Origin of the sequence: Bradyrhizobium sp. 17, from assembly GCF_023073515.1 — a bacterium.
Lineage (GTDB): Bacteria > Pseudomonadota > Alphaproteobacteria > Rhizobiales > Xanthobacteraceae > Bradyrhizobium > Bradyrhizobium canariense_D.
The window spans coordinates 187,211-205,932 of sequence record NZ_JADPJQ010000105.1 but is presented as its reverse complement, the minus strand read 5'-3'; the positions used below and the strand labels follow the sequence as shown (position 1 = coordinate 205,932).

Below are 18,722 nucleotides of genomic sequence, written 5' to 3'. Positions count from 1 at the left end.
TGCCCACGCCCTCACCCAATCATGGCAACCACAGCACATCCAACCGAATGAGGATGAGAATGGTCCGCCATCTTCCCACGCTCTCGATCGCGATGTCGGTGACGTCGCTGGCGCTTCTCCTCGCGCAGCCGGCCGCGGCGGAAACCGTCACGCTGGGCATCGGAACGCAGGACACCACGACCAACACGGTGACCGCCGGCGTCGTCATCCGCCAGCTCCATCTCCTCGAAAAATATCTGCCGAAGGACGGCAAATACGCCAACATCAAGTTCGAGCTGGAGTGGCAGAACTTCACCTCCGGCCCGCCCGTCACCAACGCGATGATGGCCAACAAGCTGCAGATCGGCATGATGGGCGACTATCCGCTGATCGTGAACGGCTTCACTTTCGACAGCAATCCCGAGAGCAAGAGCCGGCTGATCGGTATCGCCGCCTACAGCCTGTCGGGCTCCGGCAACGGCATCGTCGTTCACAAGGATTCGCCCTACTACGATCTCGCCGATCTCAAGGGCAAGCTCGTGAGCGTGCCGTTCGGCTCTGCCGCGCACGGCATGGTGTTGAAGGCGATGCAGGACCGCGGCTATGCATCTGATTTCTTCCAGCTGGTCAGCCAAAGCCCGGAGGTCGGCTCGACCAATCTCCAGGAGAAGAAGATCGACGCGCATGCCGACTTCGTTCCGTTCGCCGAGTTGCTGCCGTTCCGCGGTTTCGCGCGAAAGATCTTTGACGGCGTCGAGACCAATCTCCCGACTTTCCACGGCATCGTCGTGCGAACCGATTTCGCCGAGAAATACCCGGAAGTCGTCGTCGCCTACTTCAAGGCGGTGATCGCCGCCAATCAATGGCTGCGGGACGATCCCAAGCTCGCCGCCGAGAAGATCCAGGAATGGACCGGCATCAGCAAGGAGGTCGTCTACATCTTCCTCGGCCCCAGCGGCAACATGACCACCGATCCCTCGATCAAGCCGGCGCTGATCGACGCCGCCGCGGCTGACGTCAAGGTGCTGCAGAACCTCGGCCGGATGAAGGAGTTCGAGCCGAAGAAATGGGTCGACGACAGCTACATCCGTAAAGCTTATTCCGAGATGAAGCTCGACTACGACGCGCAGCTTGCGAGCACCAAGAATTACGAGATCTCCGGCGACGATTCCTTCTGCAAGAAGCCGATCGCCGATCCGCGCAAGGCCGGCGAGGTCTGGGTCGACGATTCAGGCATCGTGCCCTTCTCGTCAGCCAGCTGCACGCTCGGCGCCTATGCCGACTACAAGGCCAAGGGCAGGAAGATCAACGTCGCCTACGTCTTCGATACCACCCGCGGCATCAAGCTGTTCGCAGACCAGGCTTTCTTCGCGGTCGGCAATGGTGAGGTTGCGCCGTTCCTGCTGAAGAAGGACGCCGAAGCCTATGCCGCCAAGATCAGCGGCAAGGTGCTCGGCTTCGACGACGCGGTGAAGGCGGCGGTCGGCGGGGGCAAGACGTGAGCAGTCCCGCCCTCCTCAGACATTCCGAGGACAGCATGCCGGCAAGTGCAATCGCGGAGGCAAGCGCCATGCCCGCCTCCACGCCACCCGCGTCTCCACCCTCCTTCGGCACGCTCGCACTGCGCTGGTACCGGCTCAACCGGGGCGGGCTGCGCGCGACCGCGATCGGCATCATCTCGCTGCTCGCCTTCTTGCTGGTCTGGCATCTGCTGACAACCTATCGCGTCGTGTTCTTCGTGCGCTTCACCAACGTGCCCTCGCCGCTCGCGGTCTATGCGAGCTTCACCAAGGCTATCCACGATCCGAAATTCCTGCTGCACGTCCTCTTGAGCTGCCGCCGCATCTTCTTCGGTTTCTCGCTCGCGGCGATCGTCGCGGTGCCGCTCGGCCTGATCATGGGCCGCTTCAAGCTCGTCCACGAGATCATCTTTCCCGTGGCGGAGGTGCTGCGGCCGATCCCGGCGATCGCCTGGGTGCCGATGGCGATCATGCTGTGGCCGACCAACGAGCAGAGCATCGTCTACATCACGTTCCTCGGATCGTTCTTCCCGATCCTGGTCAACACGCTGCACGGCATGTCGCTGGTCGATCCCGTGCTGGTGCGTGCCGCGCAATGTCTCGGCGCGCGGGAGCGCTCGATCTTCCGCGATGTGTATTTTCCGGCCTCGCTCCCGCACATCTTCACCGGCCTCACCGTCGGCATGGGCGTGGCCTGGGTGTCGCTGATCGCTGCCGAGATGATCTCCGGACAGTACGGCATCGGCTATTTCACCTGGGAGGCCTATTCGCTGGTCCAGTATGCCGACATCGCGCTCGGCATGATCGCGATCGGCGTGCTTGGCCTCGGATCGAGCATGTTGATCCGAGGCGCCGGACAATTGGTGATGCCGTGGAGGTCAAGATGAGTGAGATCGTTGTCAAGGCACCGCAAGGCCATATCGAGGTCAAGAACTTCTCCCTCAGCTACGACAGCATCGAGGGGCCGGTCGAAGCCGTCGCCGATACGCAGATTCATGTGAAGCCTGGCGAGTTCGTCTCGATCGTCGGGCCCTCCGGCTGCGGAAAGTCGACGCTGCTCAACGCGGTTGCCGGCTTCCTCAAGCCGACCACGGGCATCGTCACCGTCGACGGCGAGAAGGTGAACGGCCCCAGCGCGGAGCGCGGCATGGTGTTTCAGCAATATTCGCTGTTTCCCTGGAAGACCGTGCGGGAGAACGTCGAGTTCGGCCTGAAGATGCGCGGCATGCCGCGCTCGCAGCGCGAGCGCGCCGCCCGCACGCTGCTGGGACTCGCGGGCCTCGAAGCCTTCGAAAAGCATTACCCCGAGAAACTCTCAGGTGGCATGAAGCAGCGCGTTGGCATCGTCCGCGCGCTCGCGACGGGACCCAAAGTGTTGCTGCTCGACGAACCCTTCGGCGCGCTCGACGCGCAGACCCGGGTCATCATGCAGCAGATCCTCACCAACATGTGGCAGCGGCTGAAGATCTCGGTGCTGTTCGTCACCCACGACATCGACGAGGCGATCTTCCTGTCCGACCGTGTCTACTGCATGACCGCACGCCCCGGCTCGATCAAGGCGGAGATTCCGATCCCGCTGGAGCGGCCGCGGCAGCAGTCGATGATGATGTCGTCGGAATTCCTGGCATTGCGCCGCGGACTGATGTCGCTGATCCGCGAGGAGAGCATCAAGGCGATGGGCGGCGAGCTCAACGACATGGGCATGCAGGGGCTGAACATCGAGCTGCACGGGCATTCGCTCGCGGATGTGATTTAGGGATCTTCGACTTGCGCGCTGACTTCCTTCTCCCCTTGTGGGAGAAGGAAGTGGAGTATGCGCAGCAGCTTGCCTTACTTGAACCAGTGCACCAGCGCGATGCTAATGCCGAGCAGCAGCAGTAGCGACAAGGTCACGGCCGCCGTCACCCGTCCCCCGACATTGGCAAGCACCTTCACATCGACGCCGAGGCCAAGCGCGGCCATCGATACCACCGTGAGAAAACCCGTGATCCGCGTGATCGGGGCAATCACCGTGGACGGCACGATCTCGAGCGAGCGCAAGGTCGCCAGCGCAAGGAAGCCGAGGATGAACCACGGGACCAGGCGGAAGAAGCCGACATTGGTCTTCTTGGCATCGCTGTGCCAGCGCGACGCCGTCAGCGAGAGGCCGACGACCACCGGCCCGAGCATCAGCACGCGCATCAGCTTGACGAGCGTGCCGATCTGCGTCGAGACGAGTCCCGCCGGCACCGTCGCAGCCAGCACCTGCGGCACGGCATAGACAGTGAGGCCTGCAAGGATGCCGTATTGCGTAGCCGATAGCTGCAGCAGCGGAATCAGCAGCGGCAGGCCGAGCACCATCATCACGCCGAGGATCGCGGTGAAGGAGATGGAGGATGCGATCTCGTCATTGTTGGCGCCGATGATCGGCGCCACCGCCGCAATCGCCGAATTGCCGCAGATCGAGTTTCCGCAGGCGATCAGGATCGAGAGCCGCGTCGAGAGACCAAGCAGCCGGCTGATGCCGAAGGAAACGCAGAGCGCGACCACAACGACGGCCGCGATCGAGGCCAACAGCGCGACGCCGGACGCCGCGATAGCAGCGAAGCTGATCGAGGCCCCCAGCAGCATGACGGCGACTTCGAGCAGCTGCTTGGCGCTGAAGGCGATGCCGGACTGCCAGCGCGGCGCGGGCTTCCAAAAGCTGCGCACAGCCATGCCAAGCAAGATCGCCATCACCAGCGCCTCGACATAGGGATGTTCGAAGATGCCCAATTCCGCCCGTTCGAGCAGGGCCGAAACGCCGGCCACGGCGATGCAGAGGAGGATCCCGGGAATCAGCGCGACGATGCGGCTGATGGCCGTGGTCCGCTTGGCGTCGGCCGGGCTGGATGCTTGATTCTGCGACACAAATCTCTCCCCAAGGAGAAGGATTTATACGCAGCGCCATCCGATTGGGGAATAAGTTTTCGACATATCAGGGCCGAGGGAAGTTCTATCCTCAATCCGGAATAATCTGGCTCGGAAGATCAGGCGCCCGTTGGAAGATCAGGCGCGCCTTAGAAGATCAGGCTCTTGGCCAGCGAGGCGACGCGGCTGAAGCCGTCATAGACGCCGGGCTCGAAGAAGGCCGCGCGCGCCAGCACGATACCGGCGACCAGCGACCAGAACAGCCCGGTGCCGACCCGCAGCAGCAGCTTTGACCCGCGCGAGCGCGGCTGGGTGTCCGTTGCGGACACCAATTGCTCGCCGAAAGGTTCAAACCTGGTGCGTTCCATGGCAGTCAATCCATCAATTTCTCACGGAAATGTCGTCGTTTCGGCCCCAAACAGCAATGGAAGCGATTGGCTTTTTTGCCTGCCGGAGGGGAAACTCCTTTCGCCGGACGGTCCCGGAGCAATAGTTTTCTTCTTCCGGCCTATTTGGACACCGGCGCCACGGCTAGCAGGTAGCGCCGCGCGTATGAAAGGAATCTGCCAATGCCAAACCCCCGCGTGCGCGTCTACACCGACTACAAGAGCCCCTACGCGTTCGTGGCCAACAAGCGCCTATTCGAACTGCAGGAGACGCACGGCGTCGAGCTCGAATGGCTGCCCTATACGCTGCGCGTTGCCGAATTCATGGGGACCGTGGAACAGCGCACGCCGCATTTCTGGCGCAAGGTGCGCTACGCCTATATGGACGCCCGGCGCTATGCCAATGCGCAAGGGCTCATCATGAAAGGGCCCCGGCGGATCTACGACGCGTTCTATTCCAGCGTCGGCATGCTGTTCGCCCAACAGCACCGCTTCTTCCGTCCGTATCACGACACGGTGTTTCGTCGGTTCTGGAGCCATGAGCTCGAGATCGACGATCTCGCCGCAATCACGGACGTCATCACGTCCTGCGGTGGCTCGGCCAGTGAGTTCGAAGCCTACGTCCATGGCCCCGCCCGCGCCGAGCATGACCGTATCATCGACGAGGCCGAAGCGCTCGGCGTGTTCGGCGTGCCGACCATGGTGTTCAACGGCGAGTTGTTCTGGGGCGGCGACCGTATCGACATGCTGATCGAACGCATCGAGAAGCCTGAGACGATCGAAGCCGCGCTCGGCAGACGCCATCGCAAGCCAGCATGAGCAGCAACGCTACGCCGCCAGTCCGCTCCCCAGCGGAGCAAACTCCAGCCCGAGGCTCTCCGCCACCGCCTTATTGGTGATGCGGCCGCGATGCACATTCAGTCCGTTGCGCAGATGTGGATTTTCCAGCACAGCAGCAAAACCCTTGTTCGCGAGCATCAAGCCGAACGGCAGCGTCGCGTTGTTCAGCGCCTGGCTCGACGTCACCGGCACCGCGCCGGGCATATTGGCCACGCAATAATGCACGATGCCGTCGACAAGATAGGTCGGATCGGCATGCGTGGTCGGGTGCGAGGTCTCGAAGCAGCCGCCCTGATCGATCGCGACGTCGACCAGCACGGCGCCTGGGCGCATCGATGTCAGCATCGCACGCGTGACGAGCTTGGGCGCACTCGCGCCCGGCACCAGTACCGCGCCGATCACGACGTCGGCGGCGAACACCTCCTCCTCGACCGACTCGATGGTGGAGAAGCGGGTGCGCACGCGTCCGACAAAGAGATCATCAAGCTCCCGCAACCTTGGAATGGAGCGGTCGATCACGGTGATTTCGGCGCCAAGGCCCGCGGCCATGCGCGCGGCTTGCGTTCCCACCACGCCGCCGCCGAGCACGACGACCCGCGCCGGCTGCACGCCAGGGACACCGCCCAGCAGCAGCCCGCGACCGCCAGCGGAGCGCTTGAGCGCGGCGCCGGCGGCCTCGATAGCGAGGCGGCCGGCGACTTCGCTCATCGGCGCAAGCAGGGGGAGGTGACCGGCCGCGTCGGTGACGGTTTCATAGGCGATCGCAGTACAGCCGGAGGCGAGCAAACCCCTGGCCTGTTCGGGATCCGGCGCAAGATGAAGGTAAGTAAACAGGATCTGGCCTTCGCGGAGCTGGGGCCACTCGCTTGTCTGCGGCTCCTTCACCTTCACGATCATGTCGGACTTCGCGAAGATATCGCGCGCGCTCTCGGCAATGGTGGCCCCTGCCCGCCGGTAGTCTTCGTCGGAGGCGCCGATGCCGCCGCCCGCACCGGTCTCGACCGTCACCTCGAGCCCCACGGCGACATATTCGCGGACCGCACCCGGGGTGAGCCCGACGCGATATTCCTGCACTTTGATTTCCTTGGGCACACCGACGCGCATCCCGGGCCTCCTTGTGATTCACCTCATGATCGTAGCGACGTGCCCTGTTTGGTTTCGTGCAAATATCCGCTAGCTTTGGCCTCCCTGCGCCGGTTTCCGGCGCGCAAACGCCCTTTCACGCTGGAAACGAAACCTTGGCCCTCGACAGGAAAGATCTCGCCATCCTCGCGGAGCTCACGACCAACGCGCGGGCCAGTCACACCGAGCTCGCGCACAAGGTCGGGCTATCAAGCACCGCGCTCGCGCGGCGGCAGAAGGCGCTGCAAGACGACGGCTATATCCAGGGCTATCAGGCCACGCTCGACCTCGCGCAGTTCGGCCTCACCACCACGGTGCTGGTCCGTATCGCGCTGGAAAGCCAGAGCGATGAGGCGCTGAAGGCGTTCGAGGCGGAGGTGGTGAAATGCCCGTCCGTCGTGCGCTGCTTCCTGATGTCGGGGACCGACGACTACATCCTGATCGTGCTCGCCCGCGATATCCAGGATTTCGAGCGCATCCACCGCATGGAGCTGTCGCGCCTGCCGCGCGTCGCGAGGGTACAATCGAGCTTCGCGCTGCGCGAAGTTGTCGACCGCGCCGTGCCGAATGTGGTGTTCGGCGAAGCAAAGCGCTGACCGCAACCTCTCGGAAAGGCGAACTGCTGGCAAGGAACCAACCGGTCGGTGGTCCGTTGGGCGCTATTGGCCGGCGGAGGCGTGCCCCCGCGTCAACACGGCTGACGTCCGGCACGGTCGCCGTCGCAGGGAGCAGGACATGGGCGATGTCACGCATCAGATTTCCGAACGCATTCCGATCCATCTTGTCGTCAACGGCGTCAGTCACACGCTCGATCTCGTGCCATGGACCACATTGCTCGATGCCTTGCGGGACCATCTTGCACTGAGCGGCACCAAGAAGGGCTGCGACCATGGTCAGTGCGGCGCCTGCACGGTGCTGGTGGACGGCCGGCGCGTCAATTCCTGTCTCACGCTCGCCGTCATGAAGGACGGCGCGGAGATCACGACTGTCGAAGGTCTTGCCAAGGATGGCGCGCTGCATCCCCTGCAACAGGCGTTCATCGACCATGACGCCTTCCAGTGCGGCTATTGCACGCCGGGACAGATATGCTCGGCGGCCGGACTGCTCGCCGAAGGCCGTGCCAAAGATACCGACGAGATCCGGGAGCTGATGAGCGGAAACCTTTGCCGCTGCGGCGCCTATCCAAACATCGTCGCCGCCATCCAGCAGGCAATGGGCCAGCCATGAACAACTTCCAGTACGCTCGAGCCACTGATGTCGCCGACGCCATCCGCTTGCTCGCCGCCGGTCCCGGCGCCAAACTGATTGCCGGCGGCACCAATCTGATCGACCTGATGAAAGAGAATGTCGAGCGCCCCTCCCGGCTGATCGACATTTCCCGCCTGCCGCTCCGCAAGGTCGAAGAGACGCCCGACGGGTCCTTGCGCATCGGCGCCTTGGTGCCGAACTCGGACCTCGCCTATCATCCATTGATCGAGCAGCGCTATCCCCTGCTCGCCAGCGCCATCCTGGCCGGCGCCTCGGCGCAACTGCGCAACATGGCATCGGTCGGCGGCAATCTGATGCAACGAACGCGCTGCGCTTATTTCTATGACACGGCCACGCCGTGCAACAAGCGACATCCCGGCAGCGGCTGCTCGGCAATGGACGGGCTGAACCGCAACCATGGGATCCTGGGCACGAGCGCCGCCTGCATCGCGACCAATCCATCCGACATGAGCGTGGCGCTCGCCGCGCTCGATGCGCTCGTGCACATCGCGGGTCCCTCCGGCGAACGCACCATCGCGCTGACCGATCTCCATCGGCTGCCCGGCGACAAGCCTCATGTCGATACCAATCTCGGCACCGGCGAGATCATCACCGGGATTGAGCTTCCGCCGCGCGGCTTTGCTCAAAACTACAGCTATCTAAAAATTCGCGACCGGATGTCTTATGCTTTTGCTTTGGTCTCGGTTGCCGCCGCGCTCGAATTGGAGGGCAACGCGATCAGCGGGGCACGCGTGGCGGTCGGCGGCGTGGCTCACAAGCCTTGGCGCAGCCTCGAGGCCGAAGCTACGTTGCGCGGCCAGGCCGCAACGCCCGATCACTTCTCGCACGCCGCGGATCTCTTGCTCCAGGGAGCAACAGCCCGCTCACATAACGGCTTCAAGGTCGAGCTCGCACGCCGCGCCATCGTGCGGACGCTGACACAGGCGGCGAACGCCACGCCGCAATCTCAGGCGCACAAGAAGATCGCGTGAGGACCCCATGAACGCTTATGTCGGAACGCCAACGTCGCGTGTCGACGGCCGGGCCAAGGTCACCGGCGCCGCCAAATACGCCGGCGAATTTCCAGCCGACAAGCTCCTCCATGGCTTCGTGGTCGAGGCCATCATTCCATGCGGGCGCATTGCCCGCCTCGACGCGAGCGAGGCGTTGAAGGTCGAGGGCGTACTCAACGTGCTCACGCATGCGAACCGTCCGCCGCTGGCCGACAAGGACGAGGCGTGGAAGGACGAGGTGGCGCCCGAGGAAGGCTCGCCTTTCCGTCCGCTTTATGATGACAAGATCAAGTTCAATGGCCAGCCGATCGCACTTGTCGTCGCAGAGGACTGGGAAACCGCGAAATTCGCCGCGACGCTCGTGCGGGTCGAATATGAGCAGCATGGTTTTGCAACCGACCTCGAAGGCGAACGCAGCAACGCCGCCGAGAAGAACGAGCCGCATAAACCGCGGGGCGACGCCGCAGCCGCCCTTGCGGGAGCTGATGTGCGCCACGAGGCGGACTACGTGATACCGACCGAGCATCACAACCCGATGGAGCTCTATGCGACCACGGCGGTCTGGGACAGCAATGGCAAGCTCACGATCTACGACAAGACCCAAGGCGTCCAGAACGTCCACAAATTTCTCTGCAGCGTGTTCGACAAGAAGCCGGACGACATTCGCGTGGTCTCGCCGTACGTCGGCGGCGCCTTCGGCTCCGGCTTGCGGCCGCAATATCAGGTGGTGTTGGCAACACTCGGCGCGCTCGCGCTGAAGCGGTCCGTTCGCGTCGTACTGACGCGGCAGCAGATGTACGGGCTCGGCTACCGGCCGATGACCATCGAGCGCGTCGGGCTCGGCGCAAGATCCGATGGCGCCCTCGACGCGGTCACGCACGAGGCCATTGCCGTCACCTCGCGCTATGAGGATTTTGCCCGCAACGATACCGGCTGGGCCGAACAGCTCTACAAGAGCCCGAACAGCCGCTTCTCCCACAAGCTGGTGCACCTTGACGTCTCCACCCCCTGCGACATGCGCGCACCGGGCGCTGCGTCGGGCGTCTGCGCGCTGGAATGCGCGATGGACGAGCTCGCCGTCGCACTCAAGGTCGACCCGATCGAATTGCGGCTGAAGTGCTACTCGGATCGCGACCAGAGCGAAAACCTGCCCTACACCAGCAAGCAGTTGCGCGAATGCTACGCGCGCGGCGCGGACGCCTTCGGCTGGAGCAGACGCAATCCTGCGCCGCGCTCGATGCGCGACGGCAAGGATCTGATCGGCTGGGGCATGGCGACGGGTGTGTGGGAAGCACTGCAGATGCCGGTCGCCGTCCGTATCGTGCTGACGTCGAACGGACATGCCGAGGTGTCCTGCGCCGCATCCGACATCGGCACCGGCACCTACACCATTGTGGCTCAGGTCGCAGCCGATGCGCTCGGCCTGCCGATTGAGAACATCAGCGTCCGGCTCGCAGATTCCAGTCTGCCGCAGGCGCCTGTGGAGGGCGGCTCCTGGATGGCCGCTTCGAGCGCGCATGCGGTGCTCGCAGCCGCCGAGGAAGTGCGCAAGGAACTATTACGCCTGGCCGGGAAGATGCCAGGCTCGCCGCTCGCCGGCGCCGAGCTAGCCGATACGGTGCTGACCGACGGCAGCATTGCCAGCGCCAGCAACAACAGCCGCGCGGTCTCGATCGCCGACGCGATGCGTCACGGCGGCGTCGAACGCATCGAGAAGGAAAAGCTCAACCAATTCGGCGAGGACAAGAAGCACGCGCGTAACACCCACTCGGCCGTCTTCGCCGAGGTCAAGGTGGACGAAGAGCTAAACGTCATTCGCGTGACGCGGGTCGTGAGCGCCGTCGCGGCCGGGCGGATTCTCAACACCAAGACAGGCCGCAGCCAGATCATGGGTGGCGTGGTCTGGGGGATTGGGATGGCCCTGCACGAGGAGACGGTGATGGATCACCGCTTCGGGCGGATCATGAACGCGAACATCGCCGAGTACCACATTCCCGTGAATGCCGATGTTCACGACATCGACGTGATCTTCGTCGACGAGCCGGACGCGCACATCAACGCGCTCGGCATCAAGGGGCTGGGCGAGATCGGCATCGTCGGCGTTCCCGCCGCGATCGCGAACGCCGTCTATCACGCCACCGGCAAACGCATCCGTCGATTTCCGATCACACTGGACAAGCTGCTCGACTGAGACGGTGCAGCAGTCCCCTCTCGGCGCCGGCGTCACCTCACGGCGCCCGGCCGCCAGGCCTCACGAGGGAAAGTCAGCCGGTCTGACTTGGATGCGGTCGGCATGCAGCGACCAGTGGTGCAACGCCTGATCCTCGCAAAACCTCGCCTTCGCCCGCTCTCTGGCTTCGTCCTCGTCGGAAGCGTCGATCTCGAGCGTGCCCTGGCACACCTCGATCTGCCGGCCGTACTGGCCGAGCACGTCCTTCATGAACCGGACCACATAAGTTGACATGGGACCTCCTGCCTGCCCCGGCGGCGCTCACTCTTATCCCATTTAGGCGGAATCCGGGAGGGAGATTTTGACACGGATCAAAGTCGGGCGCGGTTCCCCCCGCCGATCGTTCCGTGGCGCGTAGCGCTAACCGGGACATTGGGCAGCAGGAGCATCGCACCCCGGAAGGACAGAGCGACTGTCAACTACGCCTGCGTCACACCAAACGCCTGCTTGAATCGCTCCACATAGCGTGGCCAGACCTCCGGATTGATGATGCGCGGCGGCCGCTTGCCATCGAGCGTATCCAGCACCTGCTCGGCCGCGATGCGGCCCATGTTCTGCCGCGCCTCGATCGTGACGCCCGCGGTATGCGGGCTCGCCAGCACGTTGTCGAGCTGGAGCAGCGGATGCTCCGGCGGCGGCGGCTCCTTGGACCAGACGTCGAGACCGGCGCCCGCAACGCGCTTCTCGCGCAAGGCCTGGAGCAGCGCATCCTCATCGTGGATGAAGCCGCGCGCCGTGGTGATAAAGTACGCATGCGGCTGCATCAACGCAAATTCGCGCACGCTGATCATGTTGCGGCTGCCCCTGTTGAGCGGGCAGGAGATGGAGACGAAATCGGCGCGGCGCAGCAGCTCGTCGAGCTCGACCTTCTCGCCGCCCCGCTCGGCCATCACCTCGGCCGCGAGGTAAGGATCGTAGGCCAGCACCTTCATGCCGAACAGGCCCTTGCACAGCGCGGCGATGCGGCGACCGACATTGCCGAGGCCGATGATGCCGACGGTCTTGTGCTCGATCTCGTTGCCGACGAGTTCGTTGCGGTTGACGTTGGACTCCCTGCGGAGCTTGCGGTCGGACTGGATGATGCGCTTGGACAGCGTCAGCATCATCGCCAGCGCATGCTCGGCGACCGAGTGGGCATTGCCGCCGGACTGGTTGACGACCAGCACGCCGGCATCGGTGCAAGCCTCGACATCGACAGGATCGAATCCCGCGCCGTTGCTGGAGACGAGCAGCAGGTTCGGCGCGCGCTTCAGGAAGGCAGCATCGACATGGAAGTGCGGGGCCAGTTCGTCACGGGCGGCGCCGATCTGGTAGACATGAGCCGCCTCGATGATCGGCGCGAAATATTCCTCGGGGCTCTCGTTCTCGATGCGATCGAGCCGGACGTCGGGCCGCGCCTTCAGGATGTCGATATAGATCGGATTGGCCAGATATTTGACGTAGAAGACGCGCTTGCTGTTGACGGACATCAGGACCCTCCCGGCTTTCTCCAGGAGATCCGCAGGGCCAGCGCTTCGCGCGTTCCTGTCATGCGTTCCTCCGTTCTCTTGTTGTTGCCGCTTATGACACGGCGGCACCAGCTGCGGCAGGCCGTCTGGCGCAGATCACGGTGCAGTCCGGACATGTTGACAATCCCGCTGCCTGCGTCAAGTTCGGCAGACCGCCGCGACGGAAGACGACGGCCAAGACAATGGCAAAGACCAAGAAGCATGCGCGGCCGAAGGGAGAACGCAATGCCGATTGCGGAGCAACAAACCTCGTCCGAGGCGGCGCAGACCTCCAGTGACAAGAGCTGGCACGGCATCATCCTGCAAACCCTAAAGCGGAATGAGATCAGCCTCGTCCCTTACGTGCCCGACCGCGTGCTGACGCCGCTGATCAAGAACCTGCACGCCGATCAGTTCTTCACCACCTTTGCCACCGCCCGCGAGGAGGAGGCCGTCGGCATCGTCTCGGGCGCCTGGATGGGCGGACGGCGCGGTGCGGTGCTGATGCAGACCTCAGGCTTTGCGACGCTCGCCAACGTGCTGGCCTCGCTCGCGGTGCCCTACCAGATTCCGCTTATCATGTTCGTGTCCGAGCGCGGCACGCTCGGCGAGTTCAACTACGGCCAGTCACTGGTCTGCCGCACCATGCGTCCGGTGCTGGATTCGCTGGCGCTGGAGCATCACACCATCACCCGGCTCGACGAGCTCGAATTCATTGCCGATCGTTCGATCAAGCAGGCCGTCACGACGCAGGCGCCAGTCGCGCTGATCCTCAACCCGCTGCTCACGGGCGGCAAGGTGTTCGACAAGTGAGTCCGGCCCAAATGAATACAGACGTGCGCAACACCAAAGTGATGAACCGCTTCGACGTCACCTCGCGCCTGATCGCGAAACTCGAGCACGAGGAAGCCGTGATCGGCGGCATCGGCAACACCAATTTCGACCTCTGGGCCGCCGGCCACCGTGCGCAAAATTTCTACATGCTCGGCAGCATGGGGCTCGCCTTCCCGATCGCGCTGGGCGTGGCGCTGGCGCAGCCGGACCGGCGCGTCTTTGCGCTCGAAGGCGACGGCTCGCTGCTGATGCAGCTCGGCGCACTCTCGACGATCGCGGCGTTGAAGCCGAAGAACCTCATCATGATCGTGATGGACAACGGCATCTACCAGATCACGGGCGCGCAGTCGACCCCGGCCGCGAACGTGGCTGACATCGTCGCCATCGCAACCGGCTCCGGGCTTGCCAACAGCGCCTGGGCCGCGGACGAGGCGGATTTCGAGCGTCTGGTCGAGGAAGCCATGTCGGCCGGCGAGCCCAGCCTGATCGCCGTCCGCATCGATGACAAGCCCGGCGTCGGCGCCACCCGACGCGATCCCGTACAAATCCGGGAACGCTTCATGCACGGCCTTGGCGTGCGCGAGCCACTTTAACGGTTCGTCATTAACTACACGGCGATCTGATCCTGGCGCCTCGGCAGGCTGCTGCAATCCGTGCTAAGCGGTGCGGATGTCCATTTTGCTTCGCTCCTCTGCCTGGCTGCTTGCCGCCGCCGTCGCCTTTGCAACCCTCGGCCCGCCAGGCCTACGGCCCCATTCCGACCTTGGCCAGGACGGCGAACATGCCCTTGCCTTCGTCCTGGTGGGACTAGCCTTCGGCATCGCCTATCCGCGCCGCCGCCTGTCGGCCACAGCGATCGCCGTGGTGCTGATCGGCCTGCTCGAACTGATGCAATTCTGGGCACCGGGACGGCATGCGCGGCTGGAGGACTTTCTGGTCGATGCCGGCACCACCTGCATCGGTTTCGCGCTGGCGGCCATCGCCGATTGGGCCATGACGCGGCTTCGCGCAAATCCGGCCCTGACGAGTCAAGGCCCCGCGGAGTGACGCTCCGCAGGGCCCGTCTCTTCAAAGCTCACGCTCCCGTCGATCAGTCGATGATCTTAACGACGCGGCGCGTGCGCGGCTCCACGATCACGCGGCGATCGTTCACGACCGCATAGCGATATTCGGTGTAGTTCGGCACGGGCCGCAGCACCACGGTCGGCGGCAGTGGCTCGCCGACCACGACGCGCTCGTGGACCACGACGGAATCATCGCGCGGAATTCCGCCGAGGATCGCATTCGGGATTTCCAGACCAGCGCCGACCGCCGCACCGACGGTACCACCGACCATCGCTCCGACCGGGCCGCCGATGTCGCCGCCCGCGCGAGCGCCATCCCTGGCGCCCTGTTCGGTCGTCGACTGGGCAAAGGCTGCACTCGACGCCAGCAGCGACGCGGCAGCGAACGTAATCGCAAGACGGGTCTTCATGTGCTTATGTCTCCAGTGATTGTTGTGCGCCTTCAACCGCGGGGCCGGATCATTGTTCCGGTTCCCCGCCGGATCTAGGCAGAACTACAAGTGGAGACTGTTACCTGGTAACAGTTCAGGCTGCGGCGATCTCGTGCCGCGCCATCAGTTCCAGCGCACGCACCATTGCCGAGTGATCCCAACCCTTGCCGCCATGTGCGGTGCAAGACGAGAACAATTGCTGCGCCACTGCCGTGCTTGGCAGTGACAGGCCGAGCGCGCGGGCGCCTTCAAGCGCGAGGTTGAGATCCTTCTGATGCAGCTCGATGCGGAAGCCGGGATCGAAATTGCGCTTCACCATGCGCTCGCCATGCACTTCGAGAATCCGCGACGACGCAAAGCCGCCCATCAGGGCCTGCCGCACCAGCGCCGGATCCGCACCGGCTTTCGACGCGAACAGCAGCGCTTCGCTGACCGCCTCGATCGTCAACGCGACGATGATCTGGTTGGCGACCTTCGTCGTCTGGCCGTCGCCATTGGCGCCGACCCGGGTGACGTTCTTCCCCATCCGGTCGAAGATCGGCTTCATGGTGTTGAAAGCGCGCTCGGGGCCACCCACCATGATGGTGAGGCTTGCCGCCTTGGCACCGACCTCCCCGCCTGACACCGGTGCGTCGAGATAATCCGCGCCGAGCGCCTCGATCTTCTTCGCAAACTCCTTGGTCGCCAGCGGCGAGATTGAGCTCATGTCGACCACGATCTTCCCCTTGGAAATGCCGCCCGCGACGCCGTCCTTGCCGAACAGCACGGCCTCCACATGCGGCGTATCCGGCACCATGATGATGACCGCATCCGCCTCCTCCGCGACCTCCTTGCTTGACTGGCAGCCAACGCCGCCGGCCGCGATCAGCTCGGGCGCGACCGGCCCGACATCGTGCAGGAGAACGCGATGGCCTGCGGTCAGAAGATGGCCGGCCATCGGCCGTCCCATGGTGCCAAGTCCGATAAAGCCGATGTCGATCATGTCAACGTTTCCTCAGGTCTCGAACGTCTGCGCCGCGTGCCAGGACAGGCCTTCCAGCGTCGTGGTGCGCGGCTTGTATTCGCAGCCGACCCAGCCGCGGTAACCGATCGCGTCGAGATGGCGGAACAGGAAGGGATAGTTGATCTCGCCGGTGCCAGGCTCGTGACGGCCGGGGTTGTCGGCGAGCTGGATGTGCGCGATCTGCGGCAGGTATTCCTGCATAGTACGGGCGAGGTCGCCCTCCATGATCTGCATGTGGTAGATGTCGTACTGGACGAACAGATTGTTCGAGCGCACCTCGGAGATCAGCTGCACGGCCTGCTCGGTGCCGTTCAGAAAGAAGCCGGGGATGTCGAGCGTGTTGATCGGCTCGATCAGCAGCTTGATGTTTTCCCGCGCCAGGGTCGAGGCCGCAAAGCGCAGATTCCCGACCAGCGTTTCGTTGAGCTCGCGCGGGTCGGCATCAACAGGCGCGATGCCGACGAGACAGTTGAGCTGCTCGCAATCGAGCGCCTTGGCATAATCGATGGCGCGAAACACGCCGTCCCTGAACTCGCTGACACGATCCGGCAGGATCGCGATGCCGCGCTCGCCGGCGGCCCAATTGCCGGCGGGCAGATTGTGCAGCACCTGCGTCAGCCCATGGCCGTCGAGCTGCTCGCGCAGCTGCGCCTTGTTGAATTCGTAGGGGAAGAGGTACTCGACCCCGTCGAAGCCCGCTGCTTTGGCCGCTGCGAAGCGGTCCACGAACGGCATTTCGTTGAAGAGCATGGTGAGGTTCGCAGCGAATCTCGGCATGTTGCTGTTCCCTATTCCGCCGGCTGAAGCACGCCCGGCCACGCGGTCGCAACCTCGTCGAGCGGCAGATCCAGCACCTCCTCGAACTCGACGATGTTGTCGATCTCGGTGCCCATCGCGATATTGGTGACGCGTTCGAGGATGAACTCGACCATCACGGGCACGCGATGCTTGGCCATCCATTCGCGCGCGGTCGCGAACGCCGCCTGCGAGTCCTTCGGGTCGGTGACGCGGATCGCCTTGCAGCCGAGCCCTTCGGCGACAGCGACGTGATCGACACCGTAGCCGCCGAGCTCAGGCGCGTTGATGTTCTCGAACGAGAGCTGGACGTGGTAGTCCATGTCGAAGCCGCGCTGGGCCTGGCGGATCAGGCCGAGATAGGAATTGTTCACGACGACGTGGATGTAGGGCAGATTGAATTGCGCCCCGACTGCGAGCTCCTCGATCAGGAATTGGAAATCGTAGTCGCCTGAGAGCGCGACGATATCGCGATCCGGACACGCCGCGCGCACGCCGAGCGCCGCGGGTAGCGTCCAGCCGAGCGGGCCCGCCTGCCCGGCATTGATCCAGTTGCGCGGCTTGTAGACGCCCAGGAACTGCGCGCCGGCGATCTGCGACAGGCCAATCACGGAGACGTAGCAGGTGTCACGGCCAAACGCCTTGTTCATCTCCTCGTAGACGCGCTGGGGCTTGATCGGCACGTTATCGAAATGGCTCTTGCGCAACATGGTCGTCTTCCGGTCGCGGCAGGCAGCGGGCCACGCCTGGCGCTCGCGCAACCTGCCGGACCGGCGCCACTCCCTGGCGACGGTGACGAAGAGTTCGAGAGCGGCCTTCGCGTCCGAGACGATGCCGAGATCGGGATTGAACACGCGCCCGATCTGCGTCGGCTCGATGTCGACATGCACGAAGGTGCGCCCCTTGGTGTAGGTCTCGACCGAGCCGGTGTGGCGGTTGGCCCAGCGATTGCCGATGCCGAGCACGAAATCGGATTCGAGCATGGTGGCATTGCCGTAACGGTGGCTGGTCTGAAGACCGACCATGCCGGCCATCAGCACGTGGTCGTCGGGGATGGCCCCCCAGCCCATCAGCGTCGGCACGACCGGCACGTTGGCAATCTCGGCGAATTCCACCAGCAGATCCGAGGCGTCGGCATTGATCACGCCGCCGCCCGCGACGATCAGCGGCCGTTCGGCCGCATTGAGCATCTCCAGCGCCTTCTCGACCTGCTTGCGGGTCGCGGTCGGCTTGTAGACCGGCAATGGCTCATAGGTCTCGTCGTCGAACTCGATCTCGGCGAGCTGCACGTCGAGCGGCATGTCGATCAGCACCGGGCCGGGCCTTCCCGAGCGCATCACGTGAAACGCCTGGCTGAACACGCGGGGCACCAGCGCCGGCTCGCGCACCGTCACCGCCCATTTGGTCACGGGCTTTGCGATCGACTCGATGTCGACGGCCTGGAAATCCTCCTTGTAGAGCCGCGCGCGCGGCGCCTGCCCGGTGATGCAGAGGATCGGGATGGAATCAGCGATCGCGGAATAGAGCCCGGTGATCATGTCGGTCCCGGCCGGCCCCGAGGTGCCGATGCAGACGCCGATATTGCCGGCCTTGGCCCGCGTATAGCCCTCGGCCATGTGCGAGGCACCCTCGACATGGCGCGCCAGGATATGGCGGATCGAGCCGCGCTTCTTCAGCGCCGAGTAAAGCGGATTGATCGCGGCCCCGGGAACGCCGAAGGCAGTCGAGATGCCCTCCTTCTCCAGAATTCGCACGGCAGCATCGATGGCTCGCATCTTCGCCATATCGGACCTCGCTTGAGTTGCATTGGCTCGAGCGAGATCATCGGGCCCGCGAGGGCTTCACTCAACGAGATCGATTTTATTTTCCACGATGCGGCAG

Annotated in this window: 20 protein-coding genes; 11 read left to right on the top strand and 9 right to left on the bottom strand. The window is 64.1% G+C overall.

Annotated elements, in window-relative coordinates:
- The first annotated feature begins 59 nt into the window (after positions 1–59).
- From IVB13_RS19940 to IVB13_RS19930, 3 genes are read left to right on the top strand one after another with little or no spacing between them, the layout of a single operon-like run.
- The gene (locus IVB13_RS19940; protein ID WP_018458609.1) at positions 60–1,481 is read left to right on the top strand and encodes an ABC transporter substrate-binding protein; all 1,422 of its coding nucleotides are present in this window, start codon (positions 60–62) and stop codon (positions 1,479–1,481) included.
- 35 nt (positions 1,482–1,516) lie between these two features.
- Positions 1,517–2,386 (top strand): ABC transporter permease, encoded by an 870-nt coding sequence (locus IVB13_RS19935; RefSeq protein ID WP_198288234.1) that lies wholly within the window; start codon positions 1,517–1,519, stop codon positions 2,384–2,386.
- The gene (locus IVB13_RS19930) at positions 2,383–3,255 is read left to right on the top strand and encodes an ABC transporter ATP-binding protein (RefSeq protein WP_026233618.1); all 873 of its coding nucleotides are present in this window, start codon (positions 2,383–2,385) and stop codon (positions 3,253–3,255) included. Before IVB13_RS19935 ends, IVB13_RS19930 begins: the two co-directional genes overlap by 4 nt.
- Positions 3,256–3,329: 74 nt before the next feature.
- Here IVB13_RS19930 and IVB13_RS19925 read toward each other — a convergent pair whose 3' ends face one another.
- The gene (locus tag IVB13_RS19925) at positions 3,330–4,388 is read right to left on the bottom strand and encodes a putative sulfate exporter family transporter (protein WP_085352331.1); all 1,059 of its coding nucleotides are present in this window, start codon (positions 4,386–4,388) and stop codon (positions 3,330–3,332) included.
- Positions 4,389–4,537: 149 nt separating this feature from the next.
- Positions 4,538–4,756 carry a hypothetical protein gene (locus tag IVB13_RS19920; RefSeq protein WP_007593267.1) on the bottom strand — a complete coding sequence of 73 codons (219 nt, stop codon included), beginning with the start codon at positions 4,754–4,756 and terminating at the stop codon, positions 4,538–4,540.
- A 201-nt stretch (positions 4,757–4,957) separates the two neighbouring features.
- Here IVB13_RS19920 and IVB13_RS19915 point away from each other — a divergent pair, with 201 nt between their 5' ends.
- On the top strand, positions 4,958–5,593 hold the full coding sequence (locus IVB13_RS19915; RefSeq protein ID WP_204510736.1) for a DsbA family protein: 636 nt from the start codon (positions 4,958–4,960) through the stop codon (positions 5,591–5,593).
- A gap of 9 nt (positions 5,594–5,602) precedes the next feature.
- On the opposite strand, the gene ald is transcribed toward IVB13_RS19915, so the two are convergent.
- Positions 5,603–6,718, bottom strand: a complete 1,116-nt coding sequence (gene ald, locus IVB13_RS19910) for an alanine dehydrogenase (RefSeq protein ID WP_247490127.1) — start codon at positions 6,716–6,718, stop codon at positions 5,603–5,605.
- A gap of 134 nt (positions 6,719–6,852) precedes the next feature.
- Here ald and IVB13_RS19905 point away from each other — a divergent pair, with 134 nt between their 5' ends.
- The 4 genes from IVB13_RS19905 to IVB13_RS19890 all read left to right on the top strand — a co-directional run bounded on the left by IVB13_RS19905 (position 6,853) and on the right by IVB13_RS19890 (position 11,188).
- The gene (locus IVB13_RS19905; protein WP_018458603.1) at positions 6,853–7,332 is read left to right on the top strand and encodes an Lrp/AsnC family transcriptional regulator; all 480 of its coding nucleotides are present in this window, start codon (positions 6,853–6,855) and stop codon (positions 7,330–7,332) included.
- A gap of 139 nt (positions 7,333–7,471) precedes the next feature.
- The gene (locus tag IVB13_RS19900) at positions 7,472–7,963 is read left to right on the top strand and encodes a (2Fe-2S)-binding protein (RefSeq protein WP_018458602.1); all 492 of its coding nucleotides are present in this window, start codon (positions 7,472–7,474) and stop codon (positions 7,961–7,963) included.
- Positions 7,960–8,976, top strand: a complete 1,017-nt coding sequence (locus tag IVB13_RS19895; RefSeq protein ID WP_018458601.1) for a xanthine dehydrogenase family protein subunit M — start codon at positions 7,960–7,962, stop codon at positions 8,974–8,976. The genes IVB13_RS19900 and IVB13_RS19895 overlap by 4 nt, the downstream gene beginning before the upstream one ends.
- 7 nt (positions 8,977–8,983) lie before the next feature.
- Positions 8,984–11,188: a xanthine dehydrogenase family protein molybdopterin-binding subunit gene (locus IVB13_RS19890; protein WP_247474357.1), complete on the top strand. Its 2,205-nt coding sequence runs from the start codon at positions 8,984–8,986 to the stop codon at positions 11,186–11,188.
- A 60-nt stretch (positions 11,189–11,248) separates the two neighbouring features.
- On the opposite strand, the gene IVB13_RS19885 is transcribed toward IVB13_RS19890, so the two are convergent.
- On the bottom strand, positions 11,249–11,461 hold the full coding sequence (locus IVB13_RS19885; RefSeq protein WP_007608382.1) for a hypothetical protein: 213 nt from the start codon (positions 11,459–11,461) through the stop codon (positions 11,249–11,251).
- A gap of 185 nt (positions 11,462–11,646) precedes the next feature.
- Positions 11,647–12,696 carry a hydroxyacid dehydrogenase gene (locus IVB13_RS19880; protein ID WP_247490125.1) on the bottom strand — a complete coding sequence of 350 codons (1,050 nt, stop codon included), beginning with the start codon at positions 12,694–12,696 and terminating at the stop codon, positions 11,647–11,649.
- A 264-nt stretch (positions 12,697–12,960) separates the two neighbouring features.
- Between IVB13_RS19880 and IVB13_RS19875 the strand changes: the two genes are divergently transcribed.
- The 3 genes from IVB13_RS19875 (at position 12,961) to IVB13_RS19865 (ending at position 14,595) form a co-directional block, all read left to right on the top strand.
- Positions 12,961–13,527 (top strand): thiamine pyrophosphate-binding protein, encoded by a 567-nt coding sequence (locus IVB13_RS19875; protein WP_026233617.1) that lies wholly within the window; start codon positions 12,961–12,963, stop codon positions 13,525–13,527.
- Positions 13,528–13,538: 11 nt separating this feature from the next.
- Positions 13,539–14,141, top strand: a complete 603-nt coding sequence (locus tag IVB13_RS19870; protein WP_247393883.1) for a thiamine pyrophosphate-dependent enzyme — start codon at positions 13,539–13,541, stop codon at positions 14,139–14,141.
- 76 nt (positions 14,142–14,217) lie between these two features.
- Complete coding sequence (locus IVB13_RS19865) at positions 14,218–14,595, top strand: VanZ family protein (protein ID WP_247404479.1); 378 nt, start codon at positions 14,218–14,220, stop codon at positions 14,593–14,595.
- 43 nt (positions 14,596–14,638) lie between these two features.
- On the opposite strand, the gene IVB13_RS19860 is transcribed toward IVB13_RS19865, so the two are convergent.
- The 4 genes from IVB13_RS19860 to gcl all read right to left on the bottom strand — a co-directional run bounded on the left by IVB13_RS19860 (position 14,639) and on the right by gcl (position 18,625).
- Positions 14,639–15,022 carry a DUF1236 domain-containing protein gene (locus IVB13_RS19860; RefSeq protein ID WP_018458594.1) on the bottom strand — a complete coding sequence of 128 codons (384 nt, stop codon included), beginning with the start codon at positions 15,020–15,022 and terminating at the stop codon, positions 14,639–14,641.
- Positions 15,023–15,137: 115 nt separating this feature from the next.
- Positions 15,138–16,025 carry a 2-hydroxy-3-oxopropionate reductase gene (locus IVB13_RS19855; RefSeq protein ID WP_247404482.1) on the bottom strand — a complete coding sequence of 296 codons (888 nt, stop codon included), beginning with the start codon at positions 16,023–16,025 and terminating at the stop codon, positions 15,138–15,140.
- Positions 16,026–16,037: 12 nt separating this feature from the next.
- Positions 16,038–16,823 carry a hydroxypyruvate isomerase gene (hyi, locus tag IVB13_RS19850; RefSeq protein ID WP_247490122.1) on the bottom strand — a complete coding sequence of 262 codons (786 nt, stop codon included), beginning with the start codon at positions 16,821–16,823 and terminating at the stop codon, positions 16,038–16,040.
- Between the two features lie 11 nt (positions 16,824–16,834).
- Positions 16,835–18,625, bottom strand: coding sequence for a glyoxylate carboligase (gcl, locus tag IVB13_RS19845; RefSeq protein ID WP_247490120.1), 1,791 nt, complete (start codon positions 18,623–18,625; stop codon positions 16,835–16,837).
- Positions 18,626–18,722: the final 97 nt, after the last annotated feature.